The sequence below is a fragment of the Isosphaeraceae bacterium EP7 genome (assembly GCA_038400315.1).
GTDB lineage: Bacteria > Planctomycetota > Planctomycetia > Isosphaerales > Isosphaeraceae > EP7.
Genome location: CP151667.1, coordinates 4312015 through 4337275 on the forward strand (window position 1 = coordinate 4312015; position 25261 = coordinate 4337275).

A 25261-nucleotide genomic window follows, 5' to 3' on the forward strand; every position below is an offset into this window, starting at 1 on the left:
GTTCCAAACATAGTTGTGCAATTAAATGCTCTTCCGGAAACTTCAGTGCCTGGAAGCCGTTGTGTTGCGCGTTTTCTGGTTTCTGGATGGCGGTGTGATTCTTCTCAGCTCAACGGATCCTGACCTCGGACTCGAGCGAAGTCATTCGCTCGAATGAGCGAGTTCTCCATAAGAGAACCATCTGAATTTCTGAAGGCTTCCTCCCTACTTTCTGGAAATTTTTCGGGGATGATGCGTGGCGTCAACATGTTGGATCGAGGTGGCGGGCTGCTGAAGGAGTTTCCCGGCATGATCCGGACCGTGATCGTCGGCTATGGGTTAGCCGGTCAGTCGTTTCATGCCCCGTTGATCCGGCGGCAGGGCCGGATGGAGATTCGCGGGTTCGTGGCCCGGGATGCCGGTCGCAGGGCCGAGGCGGTCGCGGGCTGGGGGGGCGTCGGGTACTCCAGCCTGGAGGGGGCTCTGGCGGATTCCGAGGTCGACCTGATCGTGCTGGCCACTCCGCACGACGTGCATGCATCGCAGGTCATCCAGACGTTGGAGGCGGGCAAGGATTGCGTGGTCGACAAGGTGATGGCCCTGAGCGAAGCCGAGGCCGACGCGATGATCGAGGCGCGAGATCGGTCGGGGCGGATGCTGTCGGTCTTCCATAACCGGCGATGGGATTGGGACTTCTCGACGGTCAGGGGGGTGCTTGCGTCGGGGCGTCTGGGGCGGCCGTTCCTGGTGGAAAGCTCGGTCTGCCGGTATGCGCCCCCTCGCACCTGGCGGGGCCGGGCGGCGGAGGCCGGGACGATTTTGCATGACTGGGGGGCCCACCTCGTCGACCAAGCGTTGCACCTGGGTCTGGGTCGATTCGAAAGGTTGCGGGCTACTCTGACGCCGGCCCCCTGGCCGGGCGTGGATATCGGCGGGCATGGGCGGATCGTGCTGGAAGGGGCCGGGACTCTGGTGCAGCTGGAGACGAGCCGGATCTGCCGGCTGGATCGGCCAAGGTGGTGGGTGCTGGGCCCGAACGGGGGGTTGGTCAAGGATGGGCTCGACCCGCAGGAGGCGGCGTTGCGGGAGGGGAACCTGGACGCGGCGAGCGAGGCCGACGACCGGCGGGCGCGGGTCAGGGATGAGTCGGGCGAGTCGGTCGTCGAGACGATTCGAAGCTCCTGGGACGCCTATTACGCGAACATCGCGGCGCACCTGATCGACGGCGAGCCGCTTGCGGTGACCGCGGAGCACGGGCGCGAGGTGGTCCGGGTGCTGGACGCCGCGGTGCGGTCGGCCGCCGAGGATCGGGCGGTGGAGGGACCCTGGGGCTGGCCTGACTGACGTGGCGATGCGCGGAGTTTTGCCGGGTCTTCGCGCGGTCGGAGGTCGGTTCTTCACGGTCCTCTGTCAGAACTGGAGGCCTGTGGCACCGACCCTCCGAATCGTCCCGGACGTCATCTCGCATTCCCGCGGATGTTGGCGGGTGGACTGGCCCGGCGAATGGCCCGATCATGGCGCCATGGCCCGTGGTTCCCGCCCCTGGACGATCGCACGGGGCCTTCGGCGTGCGTAGACCCCTGGATTTCCGCGAGTTGACCCGACCGGAGACACTCCATGTTCGACCGCAGGACGCTCGAAAGCGCCGTCCGTTCCGAGGGGGGCATCAGCCGCCGCCTGATGCTGAGCTATGCCGGGGCGCTGGCCGCCTTGCCCATCCTGGGCCTGCGGGCCGAGGGCCGCACCGTTCGCAAGCCCAGGTTCGATTCCGACCCGTTCACGGTGGGCGTGGCATCGGGCGACCCGACCGACACGGGGGTTGTGCTCTGGACCAGGCTGGCGCCCAGGCCGCTGGAGCCGGGTGGCGGGATGCCCGAAGAGAAGGTCGCCGTGGCCTGGGAATTGGCCGACGACGAGGCCATGACCAACATCGTGCGCCGGGGCGAGGCCCTGGCCACCCCGCAGCTCGGGCACTCGGTGCACGTCGAGGTCGACGGCCTGAAGCCCGGCCGCTGGTACTACTACCGGTTCCAGGCGGGCGACGCCGCCAGCCCGGTGGGCCGGACCCGGACGGCGCCCGAGGCCAGCTCGACGCCCGACACGCTGAAGTTCGCCTTCGCCTCGTGCCAGCATTACGAGGCCGGCCACTTCACCGCTTATGAGCACATGCTCAAGGACCAGCTCGACCTGGTCGTCCACCTGGGCGACTACATCTACGAGGGGCCCGGCCGCGACAACGGCGTCCGCAAGCACCAGGGCGCCGAGATCGAGTCCCTGAACGACTACCGGATTCGCCACGCGCAGTACAAGACCGACAAGCACCTGGCGGCGATGCACGCGGCCTGCCCCTGGGTGGTGACCTGGGACGATCACGAGGTCGACAACAACTACGCCGCCGAGATCAACGAGAAGGACGGCGTCGAACCCATCGACTTCCTCCTCCGCAGAGCCAACGCTTACCAGGCCTACTATGAGATGATGCCGCTGCGGCGCGACAGCCTGCCCCAGGGCCCGAACTTGCAGCTCTACCGGACGGTGAAGTTCGGCCGGCTGGCCGAGTTCCAGGTGCTCGACACCCGGCAGTATCGCTCCGACCAGCCCAACGGCGACAAGCGATCGCCCCTGAACGACGCGGCCCTGGACCGGAAGAATTCGCTGCTGGGTGCCAAGCAGGCCGACTGGCTGGCCTCGCGATTGCTGGACTCGGGCGGCACCTGGAACATCCTGGCACAGCAGGTGATGATGGGCATGGTCGGCTTCCCCTCGCCGGGCGAGCCGCAATATTCGATGGACCAGTGGCCGGGTGCCGCCGCCGAGCGTATCCGCCTGGTCAAGTTCCTGGCCGATCGCAAGATTCCCAACCCGGTCGTCCTGACCGGCGACATCCACTGCAACTGGGCCAATGACCTGCGAGTCGACGACCGCAAGGTGGACGAGCCGGTGGTGGCCGCCGAGTTCGTGGGCACGTCGATCTCCAGCGGCAGCGATGGTTCCGACACCCGCAAGGGCTCGGATCTGATGCTCGCCGCCAACCCCGGCATCCGCTTCTTCAACGCCCAGCGCGGCTACGTGCGCTGCAACGTCACGCCGACCGAGTGGCGCACCGACTATCAGGTGCTCGACCAGGTGACCAAGCCCGGCGGAGTCGCGTCCACCCGCGCCTCGTTCCGCCTGGAGGCGGGCAAGCCCGGCCTAAGCCCGGCCTGAGCCTCCGACAGTTGCAGGTTCGCGGCGGCCCGATGGTGCGATGGAGGCAACTCCTGCGTACCATCGGGCCGCTTTTCCAATTTAAATTTGGAACCTTCGACCGCCGGCGCGGCGTTATCCACAACGAGGCCGGGGCGGATGGCGGGCGCTGGAGGCGATCGTGTGGCAACCAGCCGGGCAGACGGGGCGGCGCGCGACCTGGCGAGCCTGTTCGGGCTCGGCGCGTCGGGCTCGCTGAGCGACGGTCAGTTGCTGGAGCGCTTCGTCGAGGGGGAGAATCCCACGGCCCAGCTTGCCTTCTCCGCGCTCGTCGATCGCCACGGCGCCCTGGTCCTGGGCGTCTGCCGGTCGATCCTACGCGACGAGCACGACGCCCGCGATGCTTGCCAGGCGACCTTCCTGGTGCTTGCCCGCAAGGCTCGTTCGCTCTGGACACTGGAAACCCTCGGCCCCTGGCTGCATCAGGTGGCCCTGCGCGCCGCGAGGTCGTCGCGAGCCTCGACGGTGCGTCGCCGGGGCCACGAGCGAACGGCCGCGTCTCTAAACCAGGAACGCGTGAGCCCCGGCGAAAGACTTGGCCCCGACGCCTGCGTGGTCCACGAGGAGATTGGCCGGCTGCCCGATCGCTACCGCATTCCGGTCGTTCTCTGCGACCTGGAAGGCCGGTCCTACGCGCAAGCGGCGCATTCCCTGGGCTGTGCCGTGGGGACTCTCAAGAGCCGTCTATCGCGAGGTCGGGCAAGGCTGAACTCACGGCTGACTCGGCGGGGACTGGCCCCGGCGACCTGGGTGCCCGGGGCATTGCTTCGGGAGGAAGTTGGCCTGTCGACGATTTCGAAGGCCCTCGCGGATTCCACGATGATCGCCGCGATGGAGGCTCTGTCGGGCGGTGGGTCGTCGGGGTTGGTCCTTCGACTAACTGAGGGAGTGCTCATGAGCATGTTCAAGGCCAAGTTGAAGTCGGTCGGACTGGCCACGCTGGCCGCCGTCATGGCGACGTCGGGTGCGTTTGTCATTGCACGACGGATGAATGCGAGGGAGGATCCCGCCCAGGTTGCCCCGGTCGGCCCGGCCGTGACCACCCGGACGGGCCCCGAAGTGTCGGAGACGAAGACGGACGCAGTGGATAGCGACCGCGCCTTGGCCGTCGGGTTCAGCCCCGATGGCAAGAGGATTGTCTCGGCCGGGTTCGGCCCGATTTTGCTCTGGGATTTCGCCACAGGTCAGAAGCGAGCCCCCACCGGTGGGGGCGGGCGAATCATCCGCACGATCGCCTTCTCCCCGGACGGATCGGTCATGGCGAGCAGCGGCGACGATGCAATCGTCAGGCTCTGGGATCCCCATTCGGGAGCACCGATCCGCTCATTTCCAGGGCTGAGCGAGGGCCTGCTCGCAGTTGATCCGAACATCGGTGTCTCCTCGATCGCTTTCTCTCCCGATGGTGGCTCGATTGCCATCGGCGGTGGAATCGGTGTACTGCTCGATAAGTCCGCCTACGAGGTGCGTCTCTTCGAGGCGAAGACCGGCAAGCTGAAGTGGACCCACATGGGCCGCATGGACTGGGTGCTCTCGGTTGCCTTTTCGCCCGACGGAAAGTCGTTGGCGAGCACGGGGACCAACAAGGTCAGGATCTGGGACGCGCGGACCGGGGATGTCCGGGTCGCGCTATCGCCGGCAAGGGGGAGCATCTACTCAGTCGCGTTTTCTCCCGACGGCAAGACACTTGCAGGAGGAGGGGCGTATCTCTCCGAGGATGGAATCCGGCCCGCGGGCCAGGTGATCCTGTGGGATGTGCTGACGGGTGATGCTTTGCGGACCCTGGAAGGACACCACGGGGGTGTGATGGCGATCCAGTTTTCCCCCGATGGACGGTCGCTCGCGAGCGGCAGCAGCGGCCCGGTCCGCCAAGATCCCCCCAGGTCGCCCGGAGGAATCAGCCCCGGCTGGAGGCTCGTCAGCGAGGTCAAGCTCTGGGAGGCGCGAACGGGAAGGCTGCGTTGGACCTATGAGGGTGAGTCGTCGGACGTGACATCACTGGCCTTCTCGCCCGACGGGAAGGCCCTCGTGTCTTGCGACAACAAGACGGTCACCGTTATCGGCGTGGAGTCGGGCCTGGCCGAGCGAACGCTGATGACGACTGAATTTTCCGCCGCGAAGGTTCGTCCTTAGCATGGACCTTACCGGTCCGTCTGGTTTCCCCGGGTTAGAAGAGCCAATCCCGGGCGCCTGGCACGGTTTCGACCGGGTCGAAATGAAGCGTTCTGGAGAGTCGTTTCCTGCGGGAATAGCCTCATGCCCATCAACGCACGCCTGATCCTGGATGCGGTAATGGAAGAGTACGTCATGTCCCCGGGCGGGATTCACGGCGTCTCTCACTGGGCGCGGGTCTGGGAGAATGGGCTGAGGCTGGCGACCGAGACGGGGGCGGATGTAGAGGTCGTCAAGGCGTTTGCGCTGATTCATGACTCGAAGCGATGGAACGACGACGATGATCCGGGGCATGGGCCCAGGGCGGCCGTGTTCGCCAGGACTTTGCGTGGACGGGGGCTTGAACTCGGGGAGGAAACCTTCGAACTCTTGTTCGTCGCATGCCGCGACCACACGTCCGGGCGGACGCATCCAGACCCGACGGTCCAGACCTGCTGGGATGCCGACCGGCTCGACCTCGGCCGGGTGGGAATCTGCCCCGAGCCCGCCTTCCTCTGCACCGAGGCGGCGAGCCGTGCGGTGATGATCGACTGGGCCAACGGTCGGTCCGAGGCGTGCGAGATGCCCGACTGGGTGGCGGACGCGTGGGGGATCGAGATCGAAGGCGCCGATTGAGGCGTGGAGGTCGGGCATCCGGCCTGGAGGGTTGGCCGATCAGAAGTCGGTGAGGATCCGGGCCTGGAAGCGGGTGCCGATCTCCCCGGCGAAGTAGCCGTAGAGGTCGTTGGCGGCTGGGGAGTGGTTGACCTTCTTGGTCTCGAAGGTCCCCCGGACGTTGCGATTGTCGAAGACGTACCAGTTGATTCCGCCGCCGATCTCGGTCCCCTCGCCGAACTTGCCCGAGACGATGCAGACCCGCCCGAAGAGGTCGAGCCTGCGGGGAATGATCGAGTAGGAGAGCTGCACGAGTCCGCCGGTGTCGAACTGGCTGAGGTCGCCGCGTGGAAAGGAACCGCCTGCGGCGTCAATGCCCTGGATCCATCGGGCGTAGAATTCTCCGCTGGCGCTGAATCCGCGATATTTGAGGGCCAGGTCATAAGAGAAGAGGGTGACGTCGGCGGCCTTGACGAGGACGCCCGGAGCGAGCGCGCCCCGCTGGAAGAGCGGCGTGCCGTCGGAATGGCAGAGGATGGTGTTTTCCGGTTTGACGGAGCCGGCGGCGAAGTCGGACTCCCTGACGCTGCGGAGTTAGGTGAGCCGAGAAGGCGAAGCCGCTCAAGGTGAACCAGGCGCGATTGAGGTTGAAATTGCTCTGGTTCAGGACCGGCTTGACCATGCCCGAGCTGTCGGTCCAGGTGGGAACGGCTCGCGAGAAACCGCTGTAGCGGACCTGCGAGGTGAGATTGAACTTGAGTGCGAAGGGGGCACGCTGCTTGTCGGAGGGGGCGACGATGACGAAGCCGTTGTCGTCGTTGCCGGCGATGAATTTGGTGTCGGGGGCGGTGATCCGGGCCGGCTTAGTCCCTCCGCCCGAATCGAGCAGGGCGTTGAAGGCGGATTTCTCGGGCGGTGCGACAGTCGAGGCGGGAACCGGGACGGGGCGACGTCTGCGGGTACCTGGGCCTTCGCGGCTGCAGAGAGCGATGTCGCAAGGAACACGACGAGCAAGAGCCGGTAGCCACGCGACGCGTGTGACTTCTCACTCAGAAAACCCGTCCTCGACGGATCAGGCACGCGACCTCCTCGGTCGAGGGGGGGACGATCGGTCGGCTCGATCAGAAGAACATGGCGAACCGCATCCAGACGGTCTGGTAGGTGTCGATCGGGCTCCGGCCGCTCAGGGGAATGGCCTCGTTGAAGTGGGTCCAGACGTAGTCGAGGCTGAGCCTGGTGTAGCGGTTGGGCCACCAGTTCATGCCGGTCATGAAGTTGCCCATGCGGCTGGCGTTGTTGCCCGCGGTGACGAACCCGCGAGCGAAGTCGCCGGTCCCAGCGTTCAGCTCCGACCACTGGGCGGCGATCTGCCAGGCACCCGGGCCATACAGCTGTCGGCTGGGGATGAACGGTCGATTGGGGATGACGGTTGAGTAGCCCTGGAAGCCGTTGCCCTTGAAGTCCTTCTCGCCGGTGAGATAGTAGGACAGATTGACATAATAGCCGCGCTGGGTGGATCGGCCCTTGGTGTCGCCGTCGGTGAGCACGCGGCTGTGGTTGATGTATTCGGCCAGGGCGCTGAAGCGGCCGTACCAGTAGACGTGCGGGGCGAAGACGTCTCGCATCCCGTCGGCGGAGACGTTGGCGTTATAGCTGTGGAAGGGGATGCCCAGGACGGTGGTGAAGGCCTCGTTGGTGGTGGACTCGCCATTGTTCGTGAAGGCGGTCCCCCCCTGTTTGAGGAGGTATTGCTGCTTGCCGGCGGAGAAGCCGACGCCGGCCCCGAGGCCTTCCCAGATGGTCCCTTCCCAGTCGTCGCCCCGGAAAGGGGTGACGTCGACGGCGCCGTTGAAGTCCTGGTTGCGGTCGATGTTGCCGAACAGGCTGGCCCCGCTGTTATTGACGCCCGACCACCACTGGATGCGTTTGTCCCAGAGCGTGCCGGTGAGCATCATGCCGATGGGACGCTTGCCGGCCAGCTGGTAGAGCGGCGAGTTGGTGATGACCGGTTCCAGCGCGGGGCTGAAAGCGTAGTATTCATACAAGGGGGGGGCCAGACCTTTGCCTGCGCGGAGGGTGATGTCGTCGGTGATGTGCCAGGCGAGGAAGGCATCGAGGAGGTTGAACGTGCCGAGGAAGCCCTGGACGCCGACCTGATAGCTCCAGTCCTTGGTGATGTTGCCGTAGATGAAGGAACGAGTGAAGGGCATGTTGAACCCCTGCTCGTCGGTGGGCAGTCTCGCCCGGTCGACGAAGGTGCCGTCGACGGTCACCTGGTTGGTGACGTTGAGGCTGTACTCGTCGTCGTCGGAGCTGAACGCAAAGTAGCCGCCGCCGCCCAGCGGGCCGGTCGCCTTCTCGTTGTACTTATAGCGAGCCTTCAGCCCGAAGCGACTGGTGCTGGGATTGGGGTGGTCGCTGCCGGCGAACGCCCCCGAGTGGTAGCGTTCGGGTACGCCGTTGATGCCGTCGCCCGCCTCGGAGGCGGTTCCGCCACGAGGGTTGCCGGCTTCACTGTAGGCGCCGACATCGGCCGCGGGCAGCTCGCTCATCGCGCGGATCTCGCCGCGAAGCTGGAGCAGCTCGGCCTTGAGTGCGCGGGCCTCGGCGACCTCGGCGCGCAGGCTACGCATCTCGGCGGCGAGCTCGGCGTTGGTCGGGTCGGCCTGGAGCGGGTCGGCGGCGACCGCGGGCGCCGGATTGGCCACTGGAGCCGCCGGAGCAGGCATGACGGCGATGGGCGCCGGCGGGACGAACACCGGCTGGGCGGCTGCGCCGCGAGCCCTGCTTCCGGGGCGGGGGGGCGTCGGGTTCTGCGCGTCTGCCGTCGATGTCAGGACGAGCAGGAGGGCCAGAGGTACAGCCAGGACGGATCGTCGCGGCCGGCGCGGGGCGGTGCGTGCTGACCGATTTCTAAGATCCGTCATCTGGGGATACCCCCACCTGGGCGTGCGGACGCGAGCCGTGAGTCCTGTAGGACGTATGCGTTAGAGATGAATCGGTCTGCGGAGGCCGATCGCTTGAAAACTCGTCGGAATAATCCGCATAACAGGGCGACTGACTCTTGCCTTGCCCCAGCGACGCCTCTATAGTGCAGGCCGAAAACGGCTCGGGGCGGCGAGCCGTAACCTTCTAAGTCCAATCGGCTTGTACGATTTGCACCTGGGGTGGGGCGTTATGCCTGAGCGTTGGAACGGGGCGGTTGGTGCCCGACGCATCATGTCGGTCGTGCTCCGAGGCGTCGCCCAGGTGATGTTCCAGCCCCATGCTGGGACTGGCCTTCTGTTCGTGATCGGCCTGGCGTTCGGCTCTCCGTTGTTCGCGGCCGGGGCCTTGCTCGGCTCGCTCATCGGGTCGGCAGTGGCGGTGGCATTGAAGTTTCCCGCCGACGAGATTGAGCAGGGGATTTACGGGTTCAACTCGGCGCTGGTGGGGCTAGCCCTGCTGGTGCTGCTGCGGCCGGTGCCGACGACCTGGATCCTGATCGTCGTCGGCTGCGTGCTGGCGTCGCTGGTCACGCGCCTGGCACGGCAATTCCTGCCGTTCCCGACGTACACCGCGCCCTTCGTGCTGGTGACCTGGGCGGCGTTGCTGACGGCGCACGGGATGGCAGGCAACTCGATCGATCCGCCTCACTCCCCGGTGCCGGTCGAGTCCGCGGGATTCCTGCGGTCTGTGCTGGCTGGCGAGGCCGAGGTGATGCTGGGGGCGAGCTCGCTGACGGGGGCCTTCTTCCTGATCGGCATCGCGTTGAGCGACCCCCGGCACGCCATCCTGGCGCTGGTGGGATCGACGGTCGGTACGCTGACGGCGATGTATCATGGTGACCCCGATCCATCGGTCTCGCTCGGGCTTTACGGCTACAACGCGGCGCTCACGGCGATGGCGGTCTACCTCTGGCGGAGGTCGCTGCTCGTCCCCATCCTGGGGGCGCTCATCTCGGTGCCGTTGACGGAGTTCTTCCCGAAATCGCTCGGCCTGCCCGCGCTCACGGCGCCGTTCGTGGTCGCATCGTGGATTGTCCTCATCGCCGGGATCGTCGAGCGCGAGTTCCTCAGGGAACGGCAGGCACGATAACCTCGGATTGGTCCATTCGCTCCGGCTTGTTCTCCTCTCTTCCAAAGCCCCGGGGGGTGATCGATGCACCTGACGCCGCGCGAGCTCGATAAGCTCATGATCCACACGCTGGCCGACGTCTCCCTGAGGCGCAAGGCCAAAGGGCTGAAGTTGAACCATCCCGAGTCGATGGCCGTGATCTGCGCCGCGGCGCTGGAGGGGGCCCGCGAGGGGAAGTCGGTCGAGGAGGTGATGAAGGACGCCGCCCAGGTCCTGACGAAAGCCGACGTGATGGAGGGGGTGGCCGACATGATCTCCTACGTCCAGGTCGAGGCCGTCTTCACCGACGGCAGCCGTCTTGTGACGGTGCACGACCCCATCAAGTAACAAGGGTGTCTCGATCTCGTCCGATCCCCGAGCCGCAGGAGACCAGCCCATGGCGGAGCCCGAATTCAAGCCAGGCACCGACGAGACGGGGGTCGGCCCGTGGCTGCGCCACCCCGACGCCGCGCCGCAGGCCACCAGCCTGTCCGAGGCTCCCGTGGGGGGCCTGATCCTGGGCGAAGGGGACATCGAGCTGAACGCGGGGCGCCCCCAGACCAGCCTCGAGGTGCGGAACACCGGCGACCGACCCATCCAGATCGGCTCGCATTTCCACTTCTTCGAGACGAACCGCGCCCTCGAATTCGACCGCCCCGCGGCGTTCGGCCTGCGGCTGGACATCCCCTCGGGGACAGGCGTCCGCTTCGAACCGGGCGACCAGAAGACCGTCCAGCTCGTGCCCATGGGGGGCAAGCAGCACTGCTACGGGTTCAATAACCTGGTCGACGGCTGGACCGGCGGCGGGCCCGAGCCCGACTTCCGGCCGAACCGGATCACGGCGATCGCCAAGGCCGAGGCGCTCGGCTTCAAGTCCTCCAAGAAGGCCTGAACCGACCGAGACACCCGGGGGAGTCTAGCCGAGCCATGTCGAAGATCTCCAAGAAGCAGTACGCCGACCTGTACGGGCCGACCGTGGGCGACCGGATCAGGTTGGGCGACACCAGCCTGTTCATCCAGATCGAGCGCGACCTGCGCAACTACGGCGACGAGCTGCAATACGGCGGCGGCAAGACCCTGCGCGACGGCATGGGCTCGGACAACCAGATCACCCAGGCGGCCGGCTGCCTGGACATGGTCATCACCAACGTGACCATCCTGGACCCGCTGCTGGGCGTGGTGAAGGCCGACGTGGGGATCCGCAACGGCCGGATCGTGGGCATCGGCAAGGCGGGCAATCCCAGCACCATGGACGGGGTGACGCCTGGGCTGACCACCGGCACCGCCACCGACGCCATCGCCGGCGAGCACCTCATTCTGACCGCCGCCGGGATGGACGCGCACATCCACTTCATCTCGCCGCAGCAGGCCTACGCCGCGCTCAGCAACGGCATCACCACACTTTGGGGGGGAGGAATCGGGCCATCCGACGGGACCAACGGGGTCACCACGACCAACGGCCCCTGGAACATGGAGATGATGCTCCGGGCCGCCGAAGGGCTTCCCGTCAACGTCGGCTTCCAGGGCAAGGGGAACTGCTCGGGCCGGTCCCCGCTCGTCGAGCAGCTACTCGCCGGGGCCGCCGGGTTCAAGATCCACGAGGACTACGGCACGACCCCGTCCACGATCCGCTCCTGCCTGCGCGTTGCCGATGAGTTCGACGTCTGCGTGGCCATCCATACCGACACGCTCAACGAGGCCGGCTACGTCGAGGACACCATCGCCGCCTTCGACGGCCGGACCATCCACACCTACCACAGCGAAGGGGCCGGCGGCGGCCATGCGCCCGACCTCTTAAAGGTGGTCGGGCAGTCGAACGTGCTCCCCAGCTCGACCAACCCGACGCTGCCTTGCGGCGTGAATTCGGTCGCCGAGCTGTTCGACATGATCATGGTCTGCCACAACCTGAGCCCGAAGATCCCGTCGGACGTCGCCTTCGCCGAGAGCCGGGTGCGCGGCGAGACGATCGTGGCCGAGAGCGTGCTGCACGACATGGGGGCCATCTCGATCATCAGCAGCGACTCGCAGGCGATGGGCCGGGTGGGCGAGAGCTGGCTGCGCAGCATCCAGACGGCCGACATCATGAAGAAGGCCCGCGGCCCGCTCCCCGAGGATTCCGAGGGAAATGACAACGAACGCGTGCTCCGCTTCGTGGCCAAAGTCACCATCAACCCCGCGCTCACCGTGGGCATCGCCGACACGCTCGGCTCGATCGCGCCGGGCAAGATGGCCGACCTGGTCCTCTGGGAGCCCGCGTTCTTCGGCGCCAAGCCGAAGCTGGTCCTGAAGGGGGGCTTCATCGCCTGGGCGAACATGGGCGACCCCAACGCCTCGCTGCCCACCTGCCAGCCGATGTATTATCGGCCGATGTTCGGCGGCTTCGGATCGGCGATGACTGAGACGTGCGTGACATTCATCTCGAAGGCCGCGTTCGACCTGGGAGTCGCCCAGAAGCTCGACCTCAAGCGGGTGGTCAAGCCGGTCTACGGGACCCGCACGCTGACCAAGCACGACATGGTCCGCAACAGCTATCTGCCCAAGATCGAGGTGAACTCGCAGACCTTCGCCGTGACGGTCGACGGGGTGCACGCCACGATCAAGCCGCCCACGCATATCTCGCTGAACCAGCTCCATTTCTTCAGCTGAGCCGCGACCAACGCCGAACCCGGGGTGGAGCATGATCCTCGTCGAGAAACCGCTGGGAAATATCCGCGATGCCGAGTGGGCGCGGAAGCTGGAAGGGGCGGTCGTCGACCTGCTGCATCTGGACCAGTGGCAGGCGCAGAAGAACAGGTTTCGCCTGAGAAGCGAGAACGGCACCGAATTGGCGGTGGCCCTGGAGCGCTCAACCCACCTGAGCGACGGAGACATCCTGGCCTGGGACGAGGCGACCCGCACCGCAAACGTCGCCCGCATCAGGCTCCAGGACGTCCTGGTGATCCACCTGGACGGATTGCTGGGAGAGCCGGCCGAGATCCTCGCTCGCACCTGCTTCGAGCTCGGCCATGCGCTCGGCAACCAGCACTGGCCGGCCGTGGTGAAGGGGACGACCGTCTATGTTCCCCTGACCGTCGACCGCAAGGTGATGGACTCGGTAATGCGGACCCATGCATTCGTCGGAATTCGTCACGAGTTCAAGCCGGGCCAGGAGATCGTCCCCTACATGGCCCCGCACGAGTCCAGGCGACTCTTCGGCGGCGCCGACGCCACGCCCCACTCGCACGCATCGGGGCTCGTGGCGCCGCAGGATCCTCCGCCGACCGGGGCGGTCGTCGGTCCGTAATCGCTATTCACGATGACAGGGAAGGGCGGACGTTCGCACACCCGCATGAGTATCCCAACAGACACACGACCTGATCCCGTCTCCGTTCCCATGACGGATCTCCTGGGCGTGATGCGCCTGCTCCAGTTCGGCGACTCGATGCTGCCGGTTGGCTCATTCTCGTTCTCCAACGGGCTCGAATCGGCCGTCCAGTGCGGATTGGTGCAGGACCAAGAAACCCTGGAGGCCTTCGTGCGCACCGCCGTGCGGCAGGCCGGGACGTCCGACGGCATCGCGCTGCTTGAGGCCCATCGAGGCACCCTCGCCGGTGACCTCTCGCGGGTCATCCTGGCCGACCACGCGGTGTTCGACCGCAAGCTGGGCGAAGAACTTCGCACCATGAACACGCGCATGGGTCGCAAGCTGGCGGAGATGGCCGGGCGTGTGAACGGAGACCCGGCCGCCGCGAGTTGGTTGGCCTCGATCCGCGCGGGCGAGACCCCGGGGACCTATCCGGTGGCCCAGGGGCTCGTTTTCGCGTCCATGGGGCTCGACGAGCGGATCGCCTTCGGGGTGCATCAGTACGGCGTGGCGAGCATGATGCTGGGGGCCGCGCTCCGACTGATGAGGCTCGACTATCTCGATGCGCAGGCGATCCTCTATCGGATCAATGACGGGGCCGACGCCGCCTACGAGCGGGCCGCCGTCGCGCCGCTCGAAGAGATGGCGTCGTATGCCCCCTCGATCGACGTGCTGGCGGCCGTGCACGTCGGCGCCCACGTCCGGATGTTCATGAATTAGATTCGTTGGTTGACGGGAATCGGGGCGTCATGAAGAAGATCACGCGCATCGGAATCGGCGGCCCGGTCGGGTCGGGCAAGACGGCGATCGTCGAGTCGATCACCCCCAGGCTCGTCGATCTCGGGATCCGGGTCCTGATCATCACGAACGACGTGGTGACGACCGAGGACGCCAAGCAGGTCCGCCGCACGCTCAAGGGGGTCTTGATCGAGGAGCGGATCCTCGGCGTCGAGACCGGCGCCTGCCCGCACACCGCCGTCCGCGAAGACCCGAGCATGAATCTGGCCGCCGTCGAGGACATGGAGGCACGCTTCCCCGACACCGACGTCGTCCTCATCGAGAGCGGCGGCGACAACCTGACGCTCACCTTCAGCCCGGCACTCGTCGATTACTTCATCTACGTGATCGACGTGGCGGCCGGCGACAAGATCCCGCGCAAGAATGGCCCGGGCATCACCCAGTCCGACATCCTGGTCATCAACAAGACCGACCTGGCCCCTTACGTCGGCGCGAGCCTTGAGGTGATGGACCGAGACTCGCAGTTGATGAGGGGGGGGAAGCCTCACCTCTTCACCAACTGCAAGACCGGCGAGGGGGTCGACGAACTCGTGCACCTGATCCGCGAGAACGTCCTGTTCGATCTCCAGTTGAAGGCCATCAAAGAGTGACCCCCCTTCACCTGGTGCCCGAGCTGGCCCCCTATCAGGACGAACCGGCACAGCTCCCGAGCGGCTCCCTCGGGAAGGATGCGCGACTGCGCCTCAGGTTCGAGCGGCGGGGGGAGAAATCGATCCTCTCGCACATGGAACGCAAGGCGCCTCTGCTCGTCCAGCGTGCAATCTACTGCGACGAGGGACTGCCCGGAATCCCCTGGGTGTTCATCATCACCAACTCCGGCGGGATCCTCCAGGGCGACCGATACCAGATCAAGATCGAGGCGGGGCCCGGGGCGATCGGCCACGTCACCAGCCAGGCCGCGACGAAGATCCACGAGATGGACGCCAACTTCGCCGCGCAGGAGCAGGAGATCATCCTGGAGGAGAATTCCTACCTGGAATATCTCCCGGATCAGATCATCCCGTTCCGTCACTCGCGATTCCTGACCCGGACCCGCCTGAACGTCGACCCCACGGCGACCCTGTTGTATTCGGAAATACTGATGGCCGGTCGCAAGTATTACGGCGACGGCGAGTCCTTCGAGTTCGACCTCTTCTCGTCCACCGTCAGGGCCGAGCGTCCCGGCGGGAAGACACTCTTCGCCGAGAAATACGTCATCGAACCGCACGCCCTCAGCCCTCGCGAACTTGGCGTGATGGGCGATTACGACGTTTTCGGCAACGTCATCCTGCTCACTCCGAAGATTCACGCCGAGGCCATCTTCGCCAAGGTGAGGCCGTCGTTCGACCGATCCTTGCCCTGGGTCGAGGGCGTGTCGAGGTTGCCCAACGACGCGGGACTGATCTTCAAGGTGCTGGCCAGGGAGTCGAGCATCGCCCGTGCCCGGATCCGCGAGTTCTGGTCGATCGTCCGGCCCGTGGTCGCGGGCTCTCCGGTGCCTGCGGAATTCCTCTGGCGTTGATCGGAATATGCGGTCTTAGCGATATGAAGAACTCGAGGAGTATGCCCTTGCGGCCGATGAAGAATCGGATAGGCGGGACATTGGCGGCCGGGCCGATTGGACTTTTGGGGATTTGAGGCTAGAGTTCACTGGAGGCCTTGCCCTCCAGGATTCTCCCGCGTGGCCGGTCCTCGGTCAGCGCCGATGGAGTGGAATTCCCGTCAGTTGTCGATTTTTCGGGCCTGTTGATGAACCCTTTTATGGGGCATCGAGCCATGAAAAAGGGCAGACGGCACTTCCTCAATACCCGGTTCGCCCGCCTCCGGCGGCACCTGGAAATTAGCGCCGACATGGCCCGCCCCCGGCGGATTCGCACCAGGTCGGCCCGCTATGCCGCGTCGCTTGCCGAGCAACTCGGCCTGATCGAGCGCCCGTCGTGCTGCACCTGGTGCCGCCGGCATCAGAGGCTGGAGCGGCACCACTGGGACTACCAGGAGCCGCTCGTCGTGACGTTCCTGTGCGAAGCCTGCCACGAGGTGGCCGACTCGATGGTGGGTCGCTCGCAGACCGCTTAGTCGTCTGCCAAGTTAAATTTGCGGATCGTCTTTCACCTGGGTTCAGGTGGGTCTGACGACACCGGAAGCCACGGGTGGCTGGATGCGTCTTGGTATTTCAGGCTGAGTGCGTGATGGTATTCGGCGCGTATCTGATAACTTTCGGCGTCGGCTGTCCCGGCTTGATGCCCCGCCAAACCTATCATCTTAAGGCGATTGATCAGGTGATTTCGTGCCAAGGCGCGGAACCTTTGCCTCCGCTGGTCCATTTGTCGAAGACCAGCAAGGCCACCGAACGCGATTCCCAGGATTGCCACGGCGATCATCAAAGTTCGGAGGCGAAATTTCGAGATGCGCAAGGGCTGACCTCCGAGTGTTTCGTTTGAACTTACCTCAGGGGTGCGAATCCCGAAAATCTAGGGCCATGCTTCTGTTGCGGGCTGATTCTCGGCAAACGTGACGTTCCCGGGGAGATGCCAACCCCGCAACGTGGGTATGTTGGACGACTATCCCGGGCTGGGGGGTGGGCCCGCCTCGCCGAGGGGAAGCGGCCTGACGACCGGGCTGAGCGGGAGCGTGGCGACGAACGTGGTCCCCTGTCCCGGAGAGGAATGCCAGGCGAGGTGGCCCCCCGCTCGTTCGAGGTAGCGGGCCGCCCGGGGCAAACCCAGGCCGAGGCCTCGGCCCGCCTGTCGACCGCAATAGAACGGGTCGAAGAGGTGGCTGGCGTCGGTCGCGGAGAGCCCACGTCCTTCGTCGTGGACCGTCCACCGCAGGCCGGCGAGGGATCGTTCGGTCGTGACCGAGATGCTCGATCCCTTGGGGCTCGCTTCCAGGGCGTTACGCACCAGGGCGTCGGCGACCTGCCGCAGCGGGTCGGGGTCGACCCAGGCGGCGGGCCCTGCGTCGCGGTTCTCGGACTGGATCCGGATGTCGCGGGCCTGCGCCTCGTGCTGGAGGTCACGCAGGCAGCCGTTGATGATCTCGGCGGGCTGGCACGAACGCGGCCTGGGCTCGGCCGGGCGGGCGACGTGCATCAGGTCGCGGAGGATGTGGTGGGCCCGCTGCGCCTGGCCGATGATCGCCCGCAGCGACTTGGCGGTGTCGGCGTCGCGGGTCGCGGCGAGAAGGAGCTGGGCCCGGCCGAGGATGACGGCAAGCGGGTTGTTCATCTCATGGCTGGCCCCGGCGGCGAACTCGGCCAGGGCGCCCAGATGATCCGACTGCTTCGACCGGGTCTCGTCTCCGAGGTGCGACCGATGCGAATGCACCACCGCGTCGAGCCTGCGAGCAAGCCGGTCGCGGTCGCTGACACGGCCGGCCCAGGCGCGCCAGGCCTCCAGCGTCGGGTGGCGTAGCAGACGAGCGGCGTCGGCCGGATCTTCGGGCCAGAGATGGACTTCCGCACCCTGGCCGTCGGCCGAAAGTGGGACGACGAGCGGTGGCCTGGGATTGGCCGACGGGGTAAGACTCTCGGGAGACCAGGAGACCCGTGCGCTGGCGACCCCGGGTTCTTCACACCACAGGCGCCCCGCTTGAGCGGCCCAGTTCGCGGGGGAATCGGCGGGGTCGGACGAGGTGAGCGCGTCGAGGAACCGGTCCTTGGCGGCGAGGTCGTGGGCGAGACGACGATGCTTCAGCGTCAGCGCGACATGCCGACGGGAGAGGTCTTCCTCGCGGCGTGACGAGTCGTCGGCGACCAGGTTGCCGGAGCAGCGGACCTGGACCTCGGCGATGAGCAGGCGGACGCGGACGTCGGTGGGCCCGGCGCCGTTGCGGGCCTGCGGTGCGAGGGTCCATGGGGTCTGGTTGGCCCGGGCGTGGGCTTCCTGGATCCAGGACAGGCGCAGGGCGTCCGAGGCGCCGGAGTTGAGCGATCCTCGCTCGTCGGAGGCGAGCCAGGCGGCGTCGGCGACGAGCGAATCGCAGCTAAGCCGATCGGCCAGGGCCAGGCCGATGGACGGCGCATCCTTGCCCAGCTCGAGGACTTCCAACGCATGCCGTTCGGCCGGGTTGGCCATCGCGAGCAGTCTGGCCAGGAGATCCGGACGGTCGGCGGCGATGGACCAGTAGCCGAGATTGGCGAGCAGGCCGGCGCGTCCGACGCGGTCGGGATCGGTGTCACCCGCTTCTCGTGCGATGCGCCTGGCGGCGAGCATCACGGCGACGGAGTGCCGCCAGAGGGTCTCGACCGCCTCGGCAGCGGGGCCGTCGAGTGTCGGCCACCAGGTGGTCTCGGCGACGAGACCGGCGGGACTCAAAGGGCCGGATTGACGCAGGCGGGAAGCGGCGAGCTGCCAGCCCGGGTCGATCTCGGCGGCGGCGGGCGCGACGAGGTCGGGCTCGCTGCGATGGTCATCGGGCTCGCGCTCGGACTCGGCCAGCCTGGCCAGCACGAGCCGGGCGGTCGCGGGACGGAGGGGCAGGGGGGCCGGGCCTGCTGGCCGACGCGTGTGGTCGGGCCTCGCGGACATGGGAACACTCACCGAGTCGGGCTCCTTCCCCTCGGCGCCATTCGGCGGGCATCCTGCCACGCCGGGACCGCTCAGCTTGCCGCGGTCTCAATGTCTAGTTGTCGGCAGATTCGCCGGAGGAGTTCATCGATGTCGAGCGGCTTGTGGAGGAAATCATCGGCCCCGGATGCCCGCAGCTCGTCAATCTTGTCTTCCTCGATCAAGCCCGAGATGCAGATGATCTTGATGTCCGACATCGTCGGGTCTTTGCGGATCAGCTCGCAGACGGCCTGGCCGTTGATGTCGGGGAGCATCACGTCGAGGATGATCAGGTCGGGGTGATACTCCTTGGCGAGCATCCCGGCGCCGAATCCGTTATTCACGACCTTGGTCTCGAACCGGGCGTCGCCGGCGAGCACGTCGACGATCAGGTCGACAACAGCCTGGTCGTCGTCGACCACGAGGATCCGCCGCCGGCCGCTTTCGAGGGCGTCGGTGGGGATGCTGTTTTCCTTCATGAACCGGAAGAGCGACTCGCGTGGGATGCGGCGAAAGCGCGAGCCAGGGACGCGAAATCCGCGTAGCTGGCCCGAGTCGAAGCAGCGGATGATGGTCTGCTGACTGACTTTACAGATCTTCGCCGCTTCACCGGTCGTGAACACGGTCTTCATAGTTGCATTGGTCCTATCCTACGGGTTCGTGGAACCCGATCGACCCAGCAGTCGGCGTACCAGACCTCCGCGGGGCCGTCCCGCCGGTCGCCCGACCCGCCCAAAGAATCGTCCTTGGCCGACCGCTGCCTACCATGGAATGCAACCTGGTAAAGTCGTCCGGTTTTAACGATCTTACCAGAATTGCCGACACGGCCAATTATAAGACGCCCGCCTATCCTGTCAATCCAGATGATCGGGCCGCCAGATACCCATCTTCCATGACCGTCGCACGCGCCTGACTTGACCCAACCCTCCAATTGATAAGGGGTTGTTGGCAGGGTGGCGATACGAGGTGGGCTGCGAGCCCGGTGGCGGCGCGGCAAGTCACGTTGCGGAACGGGTTGCGCGTAGGGCTGTGGACCTGGGGTTGCAGGGGGCGCTGCGCGGGTCGGCCGGCCTCGGGCTTAGCGGAAGACGCCGGGCCGGGCCTCGCCGCGGTTTTCTCGCTTGAGGTGGATCAGCAGGGTGGCAACATCGGCCGGGGAGATCCCGGCGATCCGGCCGGCCTGGCCGAGCGAGATGGGCCGGACGCGGTCGAGCTTCTCGCGCGCCTCGGCCCTCATCTGGGGGATGGTCAGGTAGTCGAGCCAGTCCGGAAGCTGCTTGTCTTCGAGGCGGCGGAACCGCTCGACCTGCTCGGACTGACGCTTGACGTAGCCGCCGTAGCGGGCCTCGACCAGCGTCAGGGCGACCGCTTCGAGGTCATCCTCCAGGTCGACAAGCCCGGGATGGTGCACGAGAAGGTCGGCCCAGGTGGTCTCGGGTCGGCGGGCGACCTGTTCGAGCGTGGGGCCGTCGGACCCGACCCGGACCTGTCGGAGTGTGGCCTCGATCTGGTCGACTCGATCTCGCTTGGCCTCGAAGCGGGCCCAGCGCTCATCATCGACCAGGCCGATCTCACGCCCCAGCGGAGTCAGGCGCATGTCGGCGTTGTCGTGGCGGAGGAGCAGTCGATATTCGGCCCGGCTCGTGAACATCCGGTAGGGCTCGTCGACTCCTCGGGTAACGAGGTCGTCGATGAGGACCCCGACGTAGGCCTTGGAGCGGTCCAGGTAGAACGGTTCAAGTCCCGAGACGGAGCGAGCGGCGTTGATGCCGGCCATCAGGCCCTGGGCGGCGGCCTCTTCATAGCCGGTGGTGCCGTTGATCTGGCCGGCGAAGTAGAGGCCGGGGACGCCTTTGGTTTCGAGGGTCGGCGCCAGCTGGGTGGGGGGGGCGTAGTCGTACTCGACCGCATAGCCGTAGCGCATGATCTCGGCGTGTTCCAGGCCGGGGATCAGGGGGATGATGCGGTCCTGGACGTCGCGAGGGAGGCTTGTGCTGATGCCGTTGCAGTAGTATTCGAGGGTGGTCCGGCCTTCGGGTTCCAGGAAAATCTGGTGGCTCTCTCGGTCGGCGAAGCGGACAACCTTGTCCTCGATCGACGGGCAGTAGCGCGGCCCCGTGCTCTGGATCTGGCCGGAATACATCGGGGCGCGATCGAGGTTGGCCCGGATGATCTCGTGGACCTCGGCGTTAGTCGACGTGATGTGGCACTGCATCTGGGGCTGGTCGATCTGCCGGGTCAGGAACGAGAAGGGTACCGGAATCTCATCGCCCGGCTGAGGCTCGGCCTTGCTGAAGTCGATGGTCCGACCGTTCAGGCGCGGCGGGGTGCCGGTCTTGAACCGGTTGAGCTCGAAGCCGAGCGAGCGGAGGCTGCCGGACATCCCTTCGGCCGAGGCGTCGCCGGCTCGGCCGCCCGCGGTCTTGACCTCGCCGGTGTGCATCAGGGCCCGCAGGAATGTGCCGGTGGTGACGATGACGGCCCTGGCGCGGTACTCGATTCCGCCGCGGCAGGCGACCCCTTGAATTCGTCCGCCCTCGACGATCAGCCCTTCGACCATCTCCTGGCGAAGCGTCAATCGTTCCTGCCGCTCGACTTCTAGCTTAGCCAGCGCCTGATAGGCCTTCTTGTCGCTTTGCACGCGTGGGCTGTGCATCGCGGGCCCTTTGGCCCGGTTGAGGAGGCGGAACTGGATGGCCGTGGCGTCGGCGATGCGGCCCATCGCGCCGCCGAGCGCATCGATCTCGCGGACGATCTGCCCCTTGGCCACTCCGCCGATGGCGGGGTTGCAGCTCATCTGGCCGACGGCGTCGCAGTTAATGGTCAGCATCGCGGTGCGTGCGCCCAGGCGTGAGGACGCGAGGGCCGCTTCGAGGCCGGCGTGGCCTGCACCGATGACGATGACGTCGAACTCGCTCAAGGCCATGAATCTGCCTCGCCGGGCGGCCTGGTTGGGGGCAGGCCGGGCGAGCATGGCACGCGAGTCCCGCCGGGCCAGGCCTCGTGGTCGAGGTGGTGCCGGCGGTGGTTCGCGAGTCGGCGGGCCGAGGTTGCCCGAGGGGAAGGAGAGGGAGACGTACTGACCGAGTGGGCGCTACTGGACTCGAACCAGTGACCCCTACCGTGTGAGGATAGTGCTCTAACCAACTGAGCTAAGCGCCCGGTCATCGGAGGGGGTGACAGGACGCAGTTGCGTCCTTCAACCGTGCCCCGAAAGGGTCCACCCCGGCCTGGGCGTTGGGTCGGGTTCGACGTCACGTCGGGCCGGGGCGAGAGGACACATGATACGAAAAGCCTGGGCGAGTACAAGCCCCGGGTGCCCCCGGATCAGTCGGGATAGACCTGAGGCTCGTATTCCATCTTGGGGACGGGGGGGGCCGAGGGGGCTTCGAACTTGGGGACCTCGGCGACGGGGCTCGACTTGCGCGAGGAGTCGAAATCGTAGTCGTCGCGGCGGGCCGGGGTGGAGCTCATGCCGTTGGAGGCGGCATGGAACTCTTCCTCGATGCCGCTGAGCCCCTTCTTGAACTCGACGATCCCCTTGCCGAGCGACCGGCCGACTTCGGGCAATCGCTTGCCGAAGAGCATCACGGCCACGCCCATCACGACGAGCATCTCGGGTAGGCCAAGCTGCGGGAACATAGATCAGCCTCGCGGGTTCCGGGTTCGTTCGGTCGTGAGATCCGTCTGGTGGGGGCAGGTGTCCGGCCCGAATCAGGGGGTGGTCGTCGGGGTCTTCTTCTCGGCGACGACGTTCTCGTTGATGTCTTCCTCGATGCCGGAGACCCCCTTCTTGAACTCGGTGACGCTCTTGCCCAGCGATCGCATGACGCTGGGCAGGCGGTTGCCGAAGATCAGGAGGGAGACGAAGGCGACGATCATCAGCTCGGGGGTGCCCAGGTTGGGCAGGAATGCGAGTAGGGTCATGGTCGATGTCCTCGGTCGAGACGTCGTTCGTCCGGCAACGCGGTCGGTTTCAGGAAGTCCGGGGGGGTAGGGTTGCGACCCAGACCCGGGTGATGACGAGGGCCGCGACGGCGGTGGCCGCCAGGACGGTCAGGAAGAGGAAGACTCGGTTGGACAGCCAGTGGGCCTTGTCGCCGCGGCCTCGAGCGTTCGGGCCGCGTCCCTGGGGAGGTCGCATGCCAGGCCGCAAGATCGCCCTCAGGGCGCCTGAGCGACCATAGAGGGTGATGAGCACCACGGCGATCAGGGTCAGCTCCCGCAATCCGGGAATGAAGCCCATCGCGAAATCCGTCGGGAAAAAGGACGAGGCGGTGTGGCGGGTGCCAACCGGAGGAGGGGGGGCCGACATCTCGGCGCCGACCGGGGAGTGCGTCTCGTCAGGGACGACGCATCATCGAACGGACCCCTTCATGCTACCGCCCGCCCCGCCCCAGTCAACCGGCTCCTCCGGCAACGACACGGGAATTGACGAAGAACCATGCTCCATGGCCCGGTGAGGGGGCCGCCTCAGGGGCCTCTCTACCTCGAAGTCGGCGGGTGATCCCACAAATGCGACGGAGTTCTGGTATTGACCATTGGGGCTTGCTAGGATCCGAGCGATCCAACTTCTATCGCCGTCTCGACCGCGATTGGCCGGGACCGGTGATCGATGCTCGTTCGCGGGAAATCCGTGTCGATGAGCTGCGACTTACGTCCAAACTCTGGACACACTCGAGGCCAGGTGCTGCTCGCACTGGCGGCCTTGCTGATTGCGCTGTCGTCACCTCGCGGCGCGCAGGCGGCTGGCTGCGCCGGTCACTCGGGCTTTCCGCTGGATCAGATGCTCGGCGAACTCGCCTCACTGTCCGGGAATTTGAACGCGAACCTCCCCCCGCTCGACAATCCGGTCGAGCCGCCCCGAGGCCCGTGCCGGGGTTCGTCTTGCTCGGGGAGATCGTCGGATCCGGCCCTACCAAGCAGCATCGACCCGGCCCGGACCCGGATCGACCGCTGGCCGGCGCTGCTGTTTGCTCCTCCTGTCTTCGCTCCACGTTCGGTGGGCCTTGACCCGAGCGAGCCGGACGTCAGGCCGATTGACCGCAACGAACCGGTCGACCGACCTCCGCGACGGGGCTCCTGACCCGACCGCGCACGTCCCCTGGTCAATCGCCGGCCTCACCGGCGTGCCGTGGCGTCGCGCGTTGACATCGCGCTGAATCCGTGGAAATGGCCCGAGCAGGGGGCTTCGTCGGACCGTCTGAGCCGTCGTGCGCCGCATCGTGTCGCATCAAGGCCGGGGGGGGATCCGCGGGAGCCTCTGGGTCGTCTCCTCGGGATTGCATGAGCGAGTGCCCGGCCGCGTTGGACGGTCCCGGGTGCCCGCGTCATCAGACCGTGCGCACGCCCGTTTTCCGCGTTTTCTCGACAAGAGAAGGCGTTAAAGATCGGGATCGGTCATCGATTCGGATGGGTCGCGATATTTCGAATTCTTACTCGCTCGCTCGAATCAATCCTTGGAAAGGGGTCGATCATGATCGGAGCCCGAATGCCTCGTCGCGCGTTCACACTCATCGAGCTACTGGTGGTCATCTCAATCATCGCGGTGCTTATCGCATTGTTGCTGCCGGCGGTGCAGAGTGCCCGCGAGGCGGGCCGGCGGATTCAGTGCGTCAACAACCTCAAGCAGATCGGCCTGGCGCTGCACAATTACCACGACACGGTCGGGGCGTTCCCGACGAACCGCTCGACGTACAACACGGCCTTTTCGTATTCCGCGCTCGCCCAGATGCTGTCGTTCATGGAGCAGTCGCAGCTTTTCGCGGCCTTGAACTTCAACGTCAGGCGCGACGACGCGTCGAACCTGACCGCGCAGGGGACCGTGATCAAGGCGTTTCTCTGCCCGTCCGACTCATGGTCGGCCTACCCCGTCAAGACTGCAGGCACGAATTATCGTGCCAACGAAGGTCGGAACATCCTGCACCTCTACGGGGCGGCCGACCCGACCGGCAGCAACGCCAATCAGCCCCCGCCCGACGGACCGTTCTTCGCCAATACGTCGTTCAGGCTGGCCGACATCGGCGACGGGACGAGCAACACGCTGGCCTTCGGCGAGATGACGATCGGCGACATGAGCAACGCGATCGCCACCACGAACCGCGACATCTTCTCGCCGGGGACGAGCCCCGCGAATCTGGACGAGGCCATCGCCGATTGTCGGGCGATCGACCCCAAGATCCTCACATTCCAGTACTGGTCGACGTCCGGGGCGCCCTGGCATTTCGGGTCGGGGGCGTATTCGGTCCTGAAGACGGTCGCGACGCCCAACACTCGTTCGTGCGCCTACCCGGCCAACAATCGGATGCTTGAGACCGCCATCAGCTTCCACCCAGGCGGGATCAACGGTTCGTTCTGCGACGGATCGGTGAAGTTCATCAAGGACACAATCTCGGTCCAGGTCTGGCGTTCGCTGGGCTCGCGCAATCTGGGCGAGATCATCAGCTCGGATAGCTACTGAGCCGGGCCGTATGCGCGGCACTCGGTCGATTCTTCGCGGCGAGACGAGATT

Annotated in this window: 22 protein-coding genes and 1 tRNA gene; 14 read left to right on the forward strand and 9 right to left on the reverse strand. The window is 66.2% G+C overall.

Annotation, left to right across the window (positions count from 1 at the left end; translation table 11 throughout):
• The first annotated feature begins 288 nt into the window (after positions 1-288).
• The 4 genes from EP7_RS16715 (at position 289) to EP7_RS16730 (ending at position 6009) form a co-directional block, all read left to right on the forward strand.
• Entirely contained in the window at positions 289-1323 is a 1035-nt protein-coding gene (locus EP7_RS16715; RefSeq protein WP_463522697.1) for a Gfo/Idh/MocA family protein, read from the forward strand.
• Positions 1324-1596: 273 nt separating this feature from the next.
• Entirely contained in the window at positions 1597-3186 is a 1590-nt protein-coding gene (locus EP7_RS16720; protein ID WP_463522699.1) for an alkaline phosphatase D family protein, read from the forward strand.
• Between the two features lie 162 nt (positions 3187-3348).
• Complete coding sequence (locus EP7_RS16725) at positions 3349-5355, forward strand: sigma-70 family RNA polymerase sigma factor (protein ID WP_463522701.1); 2007 nt, start codon at positions 3349-3351, stop codon at positions 5353-5355.
• A gap of 123 nt (positions 5356-5478) precedes the next feature.
• Positions 5479-6009 (forward strand): HD domain-containing protein, encoded by a 531-nt coding sequence (locus EP7_RS16730; RefSeq protein WP_463522703.1) that lies wholly within the window; start codon positions 5479-5481, stop codon positions 6007-6009.
• 39 nt (positions 6010-6048) lie between these two features.
• On the opposite strand, the gene EP7_RS16735 is transcribed toward EP7_RS16730, so the two are convergent.
• Both EP7_RS16735 and EP7_RS16740 read right to left on the reverse strand, forming a co-directional pair.
• On the reverse strand, positions 6049-6300 hold the full coding sequence (locus EP7_RS16735; RefSeq protein ID WP_463522705.1) for a hypothetical protein: 252 nt from the start codon (positions 6298-6300) through the stop codon (positions 6049-6051).
• 809 nt (positions 6301-7109) lie between these two features.
• On the reverse strand, positions 7110-8915 hold the full coding sequence (locus EP7_RS16740) for a porin (RefSeq protein ID WP_463522707.1): 1806 nt from the start codon (positions 8913-8915) through the stop codon (positions 7110-7112).
• Positions 8916-9165: 250 nt separating this feature from the next.
• Between EP7_RS16740 and EP7_RS16745 the strand changes: the two genes are divergently transcribed.
• From EP7_RS16745 to EP7_RS16785, 9 genes are all read left to right on the forward strand, one after another.
• Positions 9166-10065 carry an urea transporter gene (locus EP7_RS16745; protein ID WP_463522709.1) on the forward strand — a complete coding sequence of 300 codons (900 nt, stop codon included), beginning with the start codon at positions 9166-9168 and terminating at the stop codon, positions 10063-10065.
• Between the two features lie 63 nt (positions 10066-10128).
• Complete coding sequence (locus EP7_RS16750; RefSeq protein WP_463522711.1) at positions 10129-10431, forward strand: urease subunit gamma; 303 nt, start codon at positions 10129-10131, stop codon at positions 10429-10431.
• Between the two features lie 49 nt (positions 10432-10480).
• Positions 10481-10975 (forward strand): urease subunit beta, encoded by a 495-nt coding sequence (gene ureB / locus EP7_RS16755; RefSeq protein ID WP_463522713.1) that lies wholly within the window; start codon positions 10481-10483, stop codon positions 10973-10975.
• 35 nt (positions 10976-11010) lie between these two features.
• Positions 11011-12729 carry an urease subunit alpha gene (locus EP7_RS16760; protein WP_463522715.1) on the forward strand — a complete coding sequence of 573 codons (1719 nt, stop codon included), beginning with the start codon at positions 11011-11013 and terminating at the stop codon, positions 12727-12729.
• Between the two features lie 31 nt (positions 12730-12760).
• On the forward strand, positions 12761-13366 hold the full coding sequence (locus EP7_RS16765; protein WP_463522717.1) for an urease accessory protein UreE: 606 nt from the start codon (positions 12761-12763) through the stop codon (positions 13364-13366).
• 90 nt (positions 13367-13456) lie between these two features.
• On the forward strand, positions 13457-14146 hold the full coding sequence (locus tag EP7_RS16770) for an urease accessory protein UreF (RefSeq protein ID WP_463528431.1): 690 nt from the start codon (positions 13457-13459) through the stop codon (positions 14144-14146).
• A gap of 29 nt (positions 14147-14175) precedes the next feature.
• Positions 14176-14814 carry an urease accessory protein UreG gene (gene ureG / locus EP7_RS16775; protein WP_463522719.1) on the forward strand — a complete coding sequence of 213 codons (639 nt, stop codon included), beginning with the start codon at positions 14176-14178 and terminating at the stop codon, positions 14812-14814.
• Positions 14811-15725 carry an urease accessory protein UreD gene (locus EP7_RS16780; RefSeq protein ID WP_463522721.1) on the forward strand — a complete coding sequence of 305 codons (915 nt, stop codon included), beginning with the start codon at positions 14811-14813 and terminating at the stop codon, positions 15723-15725. The genes ureG and EP7_RS16780 overlap by 4 nt, the downstream gene beginning before the upstream one ends.
• Positions 15726-15979: 254 nt before the next feature.
• Positions 15980-16279: a hypothetical protein gene (locus EP7_RS16785; RefSeq protein ID WP_463522723.1), complete on the forward strand. Its 300-nt coding sequence runs from the start codon at positions 15980-15982 to the stop codon at positions 16277-16279.
• A 485-nt stretch (positions 16280-16764) separates the two neighbouring features.
• On the opposite strand, the gene EP7_RS16790 is transcribed toward EP7_RS16785, so the two are convergent.
• From EP7_RS16790 to EP7_RS16820, 7 genes are all read right to left on the reverse strand, one after another.
• Positions 16765-18744, reverse strand: coding sequence for an ATP-binding protein (locus EP7_RS16790; protein WP_463522725.1), 1980 nt, complete (start codon positions 18742-18744; stop codon positions 16765-16767).
• Positions 18745-18803: 59 nt separating this feature from the next.
• Positions 18804-19382 carry a response regulator gene (locus tag EP7_RS16795; protein WP_463522727.1) on the reverse strand — a complete coding sequence of 193 codons (579 nt, stop codon included), beginning with the start codon at positions 19380-19382 and terminating at the stop codon, positions 18804-18806.
• A 446-nt stretch (positions 19383-19828) separates the two neighbouring features.
• Positions 19829-21676, reverse strand: a complete 1848-nt coding sequence (mnmG, locus tag EP7_RS16800; protein ID WP_463522729.1) for a tRNA uridine-5-carboxymethylaminomethyl(34) synthesis enzyme MnmG — start codon at positions 21674-21676, stop codon at positions 19829-19831.
• Between the two features lie 162 nt (positions 21677-21838).
• Positions 21839-21912: transfer RNA gene (locus EP7_RS16805), tRNA-Val, on the reverse strand.
• Positions 21913-22077: 165 nt separating this feature from the next.
• Complete coding sequence (locus tag EP7_RS16810) at positions 22078-22392, reverse strand: Sec-independent protein translocase subunit TatA/TatB (protein ID WP_463522731.1); 315 nt, start codon at positions 22390-22392, stop codon at positions 22078-22080.
• Positions 22393-22464: 72 nt separating this feature from the next.
• Positions 22465-22677 carry a Sec-independent protein translocase subunit TatA/TatB gene (locus tag EP7_RS16815; RefSeq protein WP_463522733.1) on the reverse strand — a complete coding sequence of 71 codons (213 nt, stop codon included), beginning with the start codon at positions 22675-22677 and terminating at the stop codon, positions 22465-22467.
• 49 nt (positions 22678-22726) lie between these two features.
• The gene (locus tag EP7_RS16820) at positions 22727-22996 is read right to left on the reverse strand and encodes a hypothetical protein (RefSeq protein ID WP_463522735.1); all 270 of its coding nucleotides are present in this window, start codon (positions 22994-22996) and stop codon (positions 22727-22729) included.
• Between the two features lie 1245 nt (positions 22997-24241).
• Between EP7_RS16820 and EP7_RS16825 the strand changes: the two genes are divergently transcribed.
• Positions 24242-25210, forward strand: a complete 969-nt coding sequence (locus tag EP7_RS16825; RefSeq protein ID WP_463522737.1) for a DUF1559 family PulG-like putative transporter — start codon at positions 24242-24244, stop codon at positions 25208-25210.
• Positions 25211-25261: the final 51 nt, after the last annotated feature.

Bases quoted from the DNA above. Each gene is read 5' to 3' on its own strand.
- EP7_RS16715 (WP_463522697.1), top strand. From the start codon at position 289: ATGATCCGGACCGTGATCGTCGGCTATGGGTTAGCCGGTCAGTCGTTT.
- EP7_RS16745 (WP_463522709.1), top strand. From the start codon at position 9,166: ATGCCTGAGCGTTGGAACGGGGCGGTTGGTGCCCGACGCATCATGTCG.
- mnmG (WP_463522729.1), bottom strand. From the start codon at position 21,676: ATGGCCTTGAGCGAGTTCGACGTCATCGTCATCGGTGCAGGCCACGCC.
- EP7_RS16765 (WP_463522717.1), top strand. From the start codon at position 12,761: ATGATCCTCGTCGAGAAACCGCTGGGAAATATCCGCGATGCCGAGTGG.
- ureG (WP_463522719.1), top strand. From the start codon at position 14,176: ATGAAGAAGATCACGCGCATCGGAATCGGCGGCCCGGTCGGGTCGGGC.
- EP7_RS16825 (WP_463522737.1), top strand. From the start codon at position 24,242: ATGCCTCGTCGCGCGTTCACACTCATCGAGCTACTGGTGGTCATCTCA.
- ureB (WP_463522713.1), top strand. From the start codon at position 10,481: ATGGCGGAGCCCGAATTCAAGCCAGGCACCGACGAGACGGGGGTCGGC.
- EP7_RS16770 (WP_463528431.1), top strand. From the start codon at position 13,457: ATGACGGATCTCCTGGGCGTGATGCGCCTGCTCCAGTTCGGCGACTCG.
- EP7_RS16740 (WP_463522707.1), bottom strand. From the start codon at position 8,915: ATGACGGATCTTAGAAATCGGTCAGCACGCACCGCCCCGCGCCGGCCG.
- EP7_RS16760 (WP_463522715.1), top strand. From the start codon at position 11,011: ATGTCGAAGATCTCCAAGAAGCAGTACGCCGACCTGTACGGGCCGACC.
- EP7_RS16730 (WP_463522703.1), top strand. From the start codon at position 5,479: ATGCCCATCAACGCACGCCTGATCCTGGATGCGGTAATGGAAGAGTAC.
- EP7_RS16820 (WP_463522735.1), bottom strand. From the start codon at position 22,996: ATGGGCTTCATTCCCGGATTGCGGGAGCTGACCCTGATCGCCGTGGTG.
- EP7_RS16795 (WP_463522727.1), bottom strand. From the start codon at position 19,382: ATGAAGACCGTGTTCACGACCGGTGAAGCGGCGAAGATCTGTAAAGTC.
- EP7_RS16785 (WP_463522723.1), top strand. From the start codon at position 15,980: ATGAAAAAGGGCAGACGGCACTTCCTCAATACCCGGTTCGCCCGCCTC.
- EP7_RS16750 (WP_463522711.1), top strand. From the start codon at position 10,129: ATGCACCTGACGCCGCGCGAGCTCGATAAGCTCATGATCCACACGCTG.
- EP7_RS16810 (WP_463522731.1), bottom strand. From the start codon at position 22,392: ATGTTCCCGCAGCTTGGCCTACCCGAGATGCTCGTCGTGATGGGCGTG.
- EP7_RS16815 (WP_463522733.1), bottom strand. From the start codon at position 22,677: ATGACCCTACTCGCATTCCTGCCCAACCTGGGCACCCCCGAGCTGATG.
- EP7_RS16720 (WP_463522699.1), top strand. From the start codon at position 1,597: ATGTTCGACCGCAGGACGCTCGAAAGCGCCGTCCGTTCCGAGGGGGGC.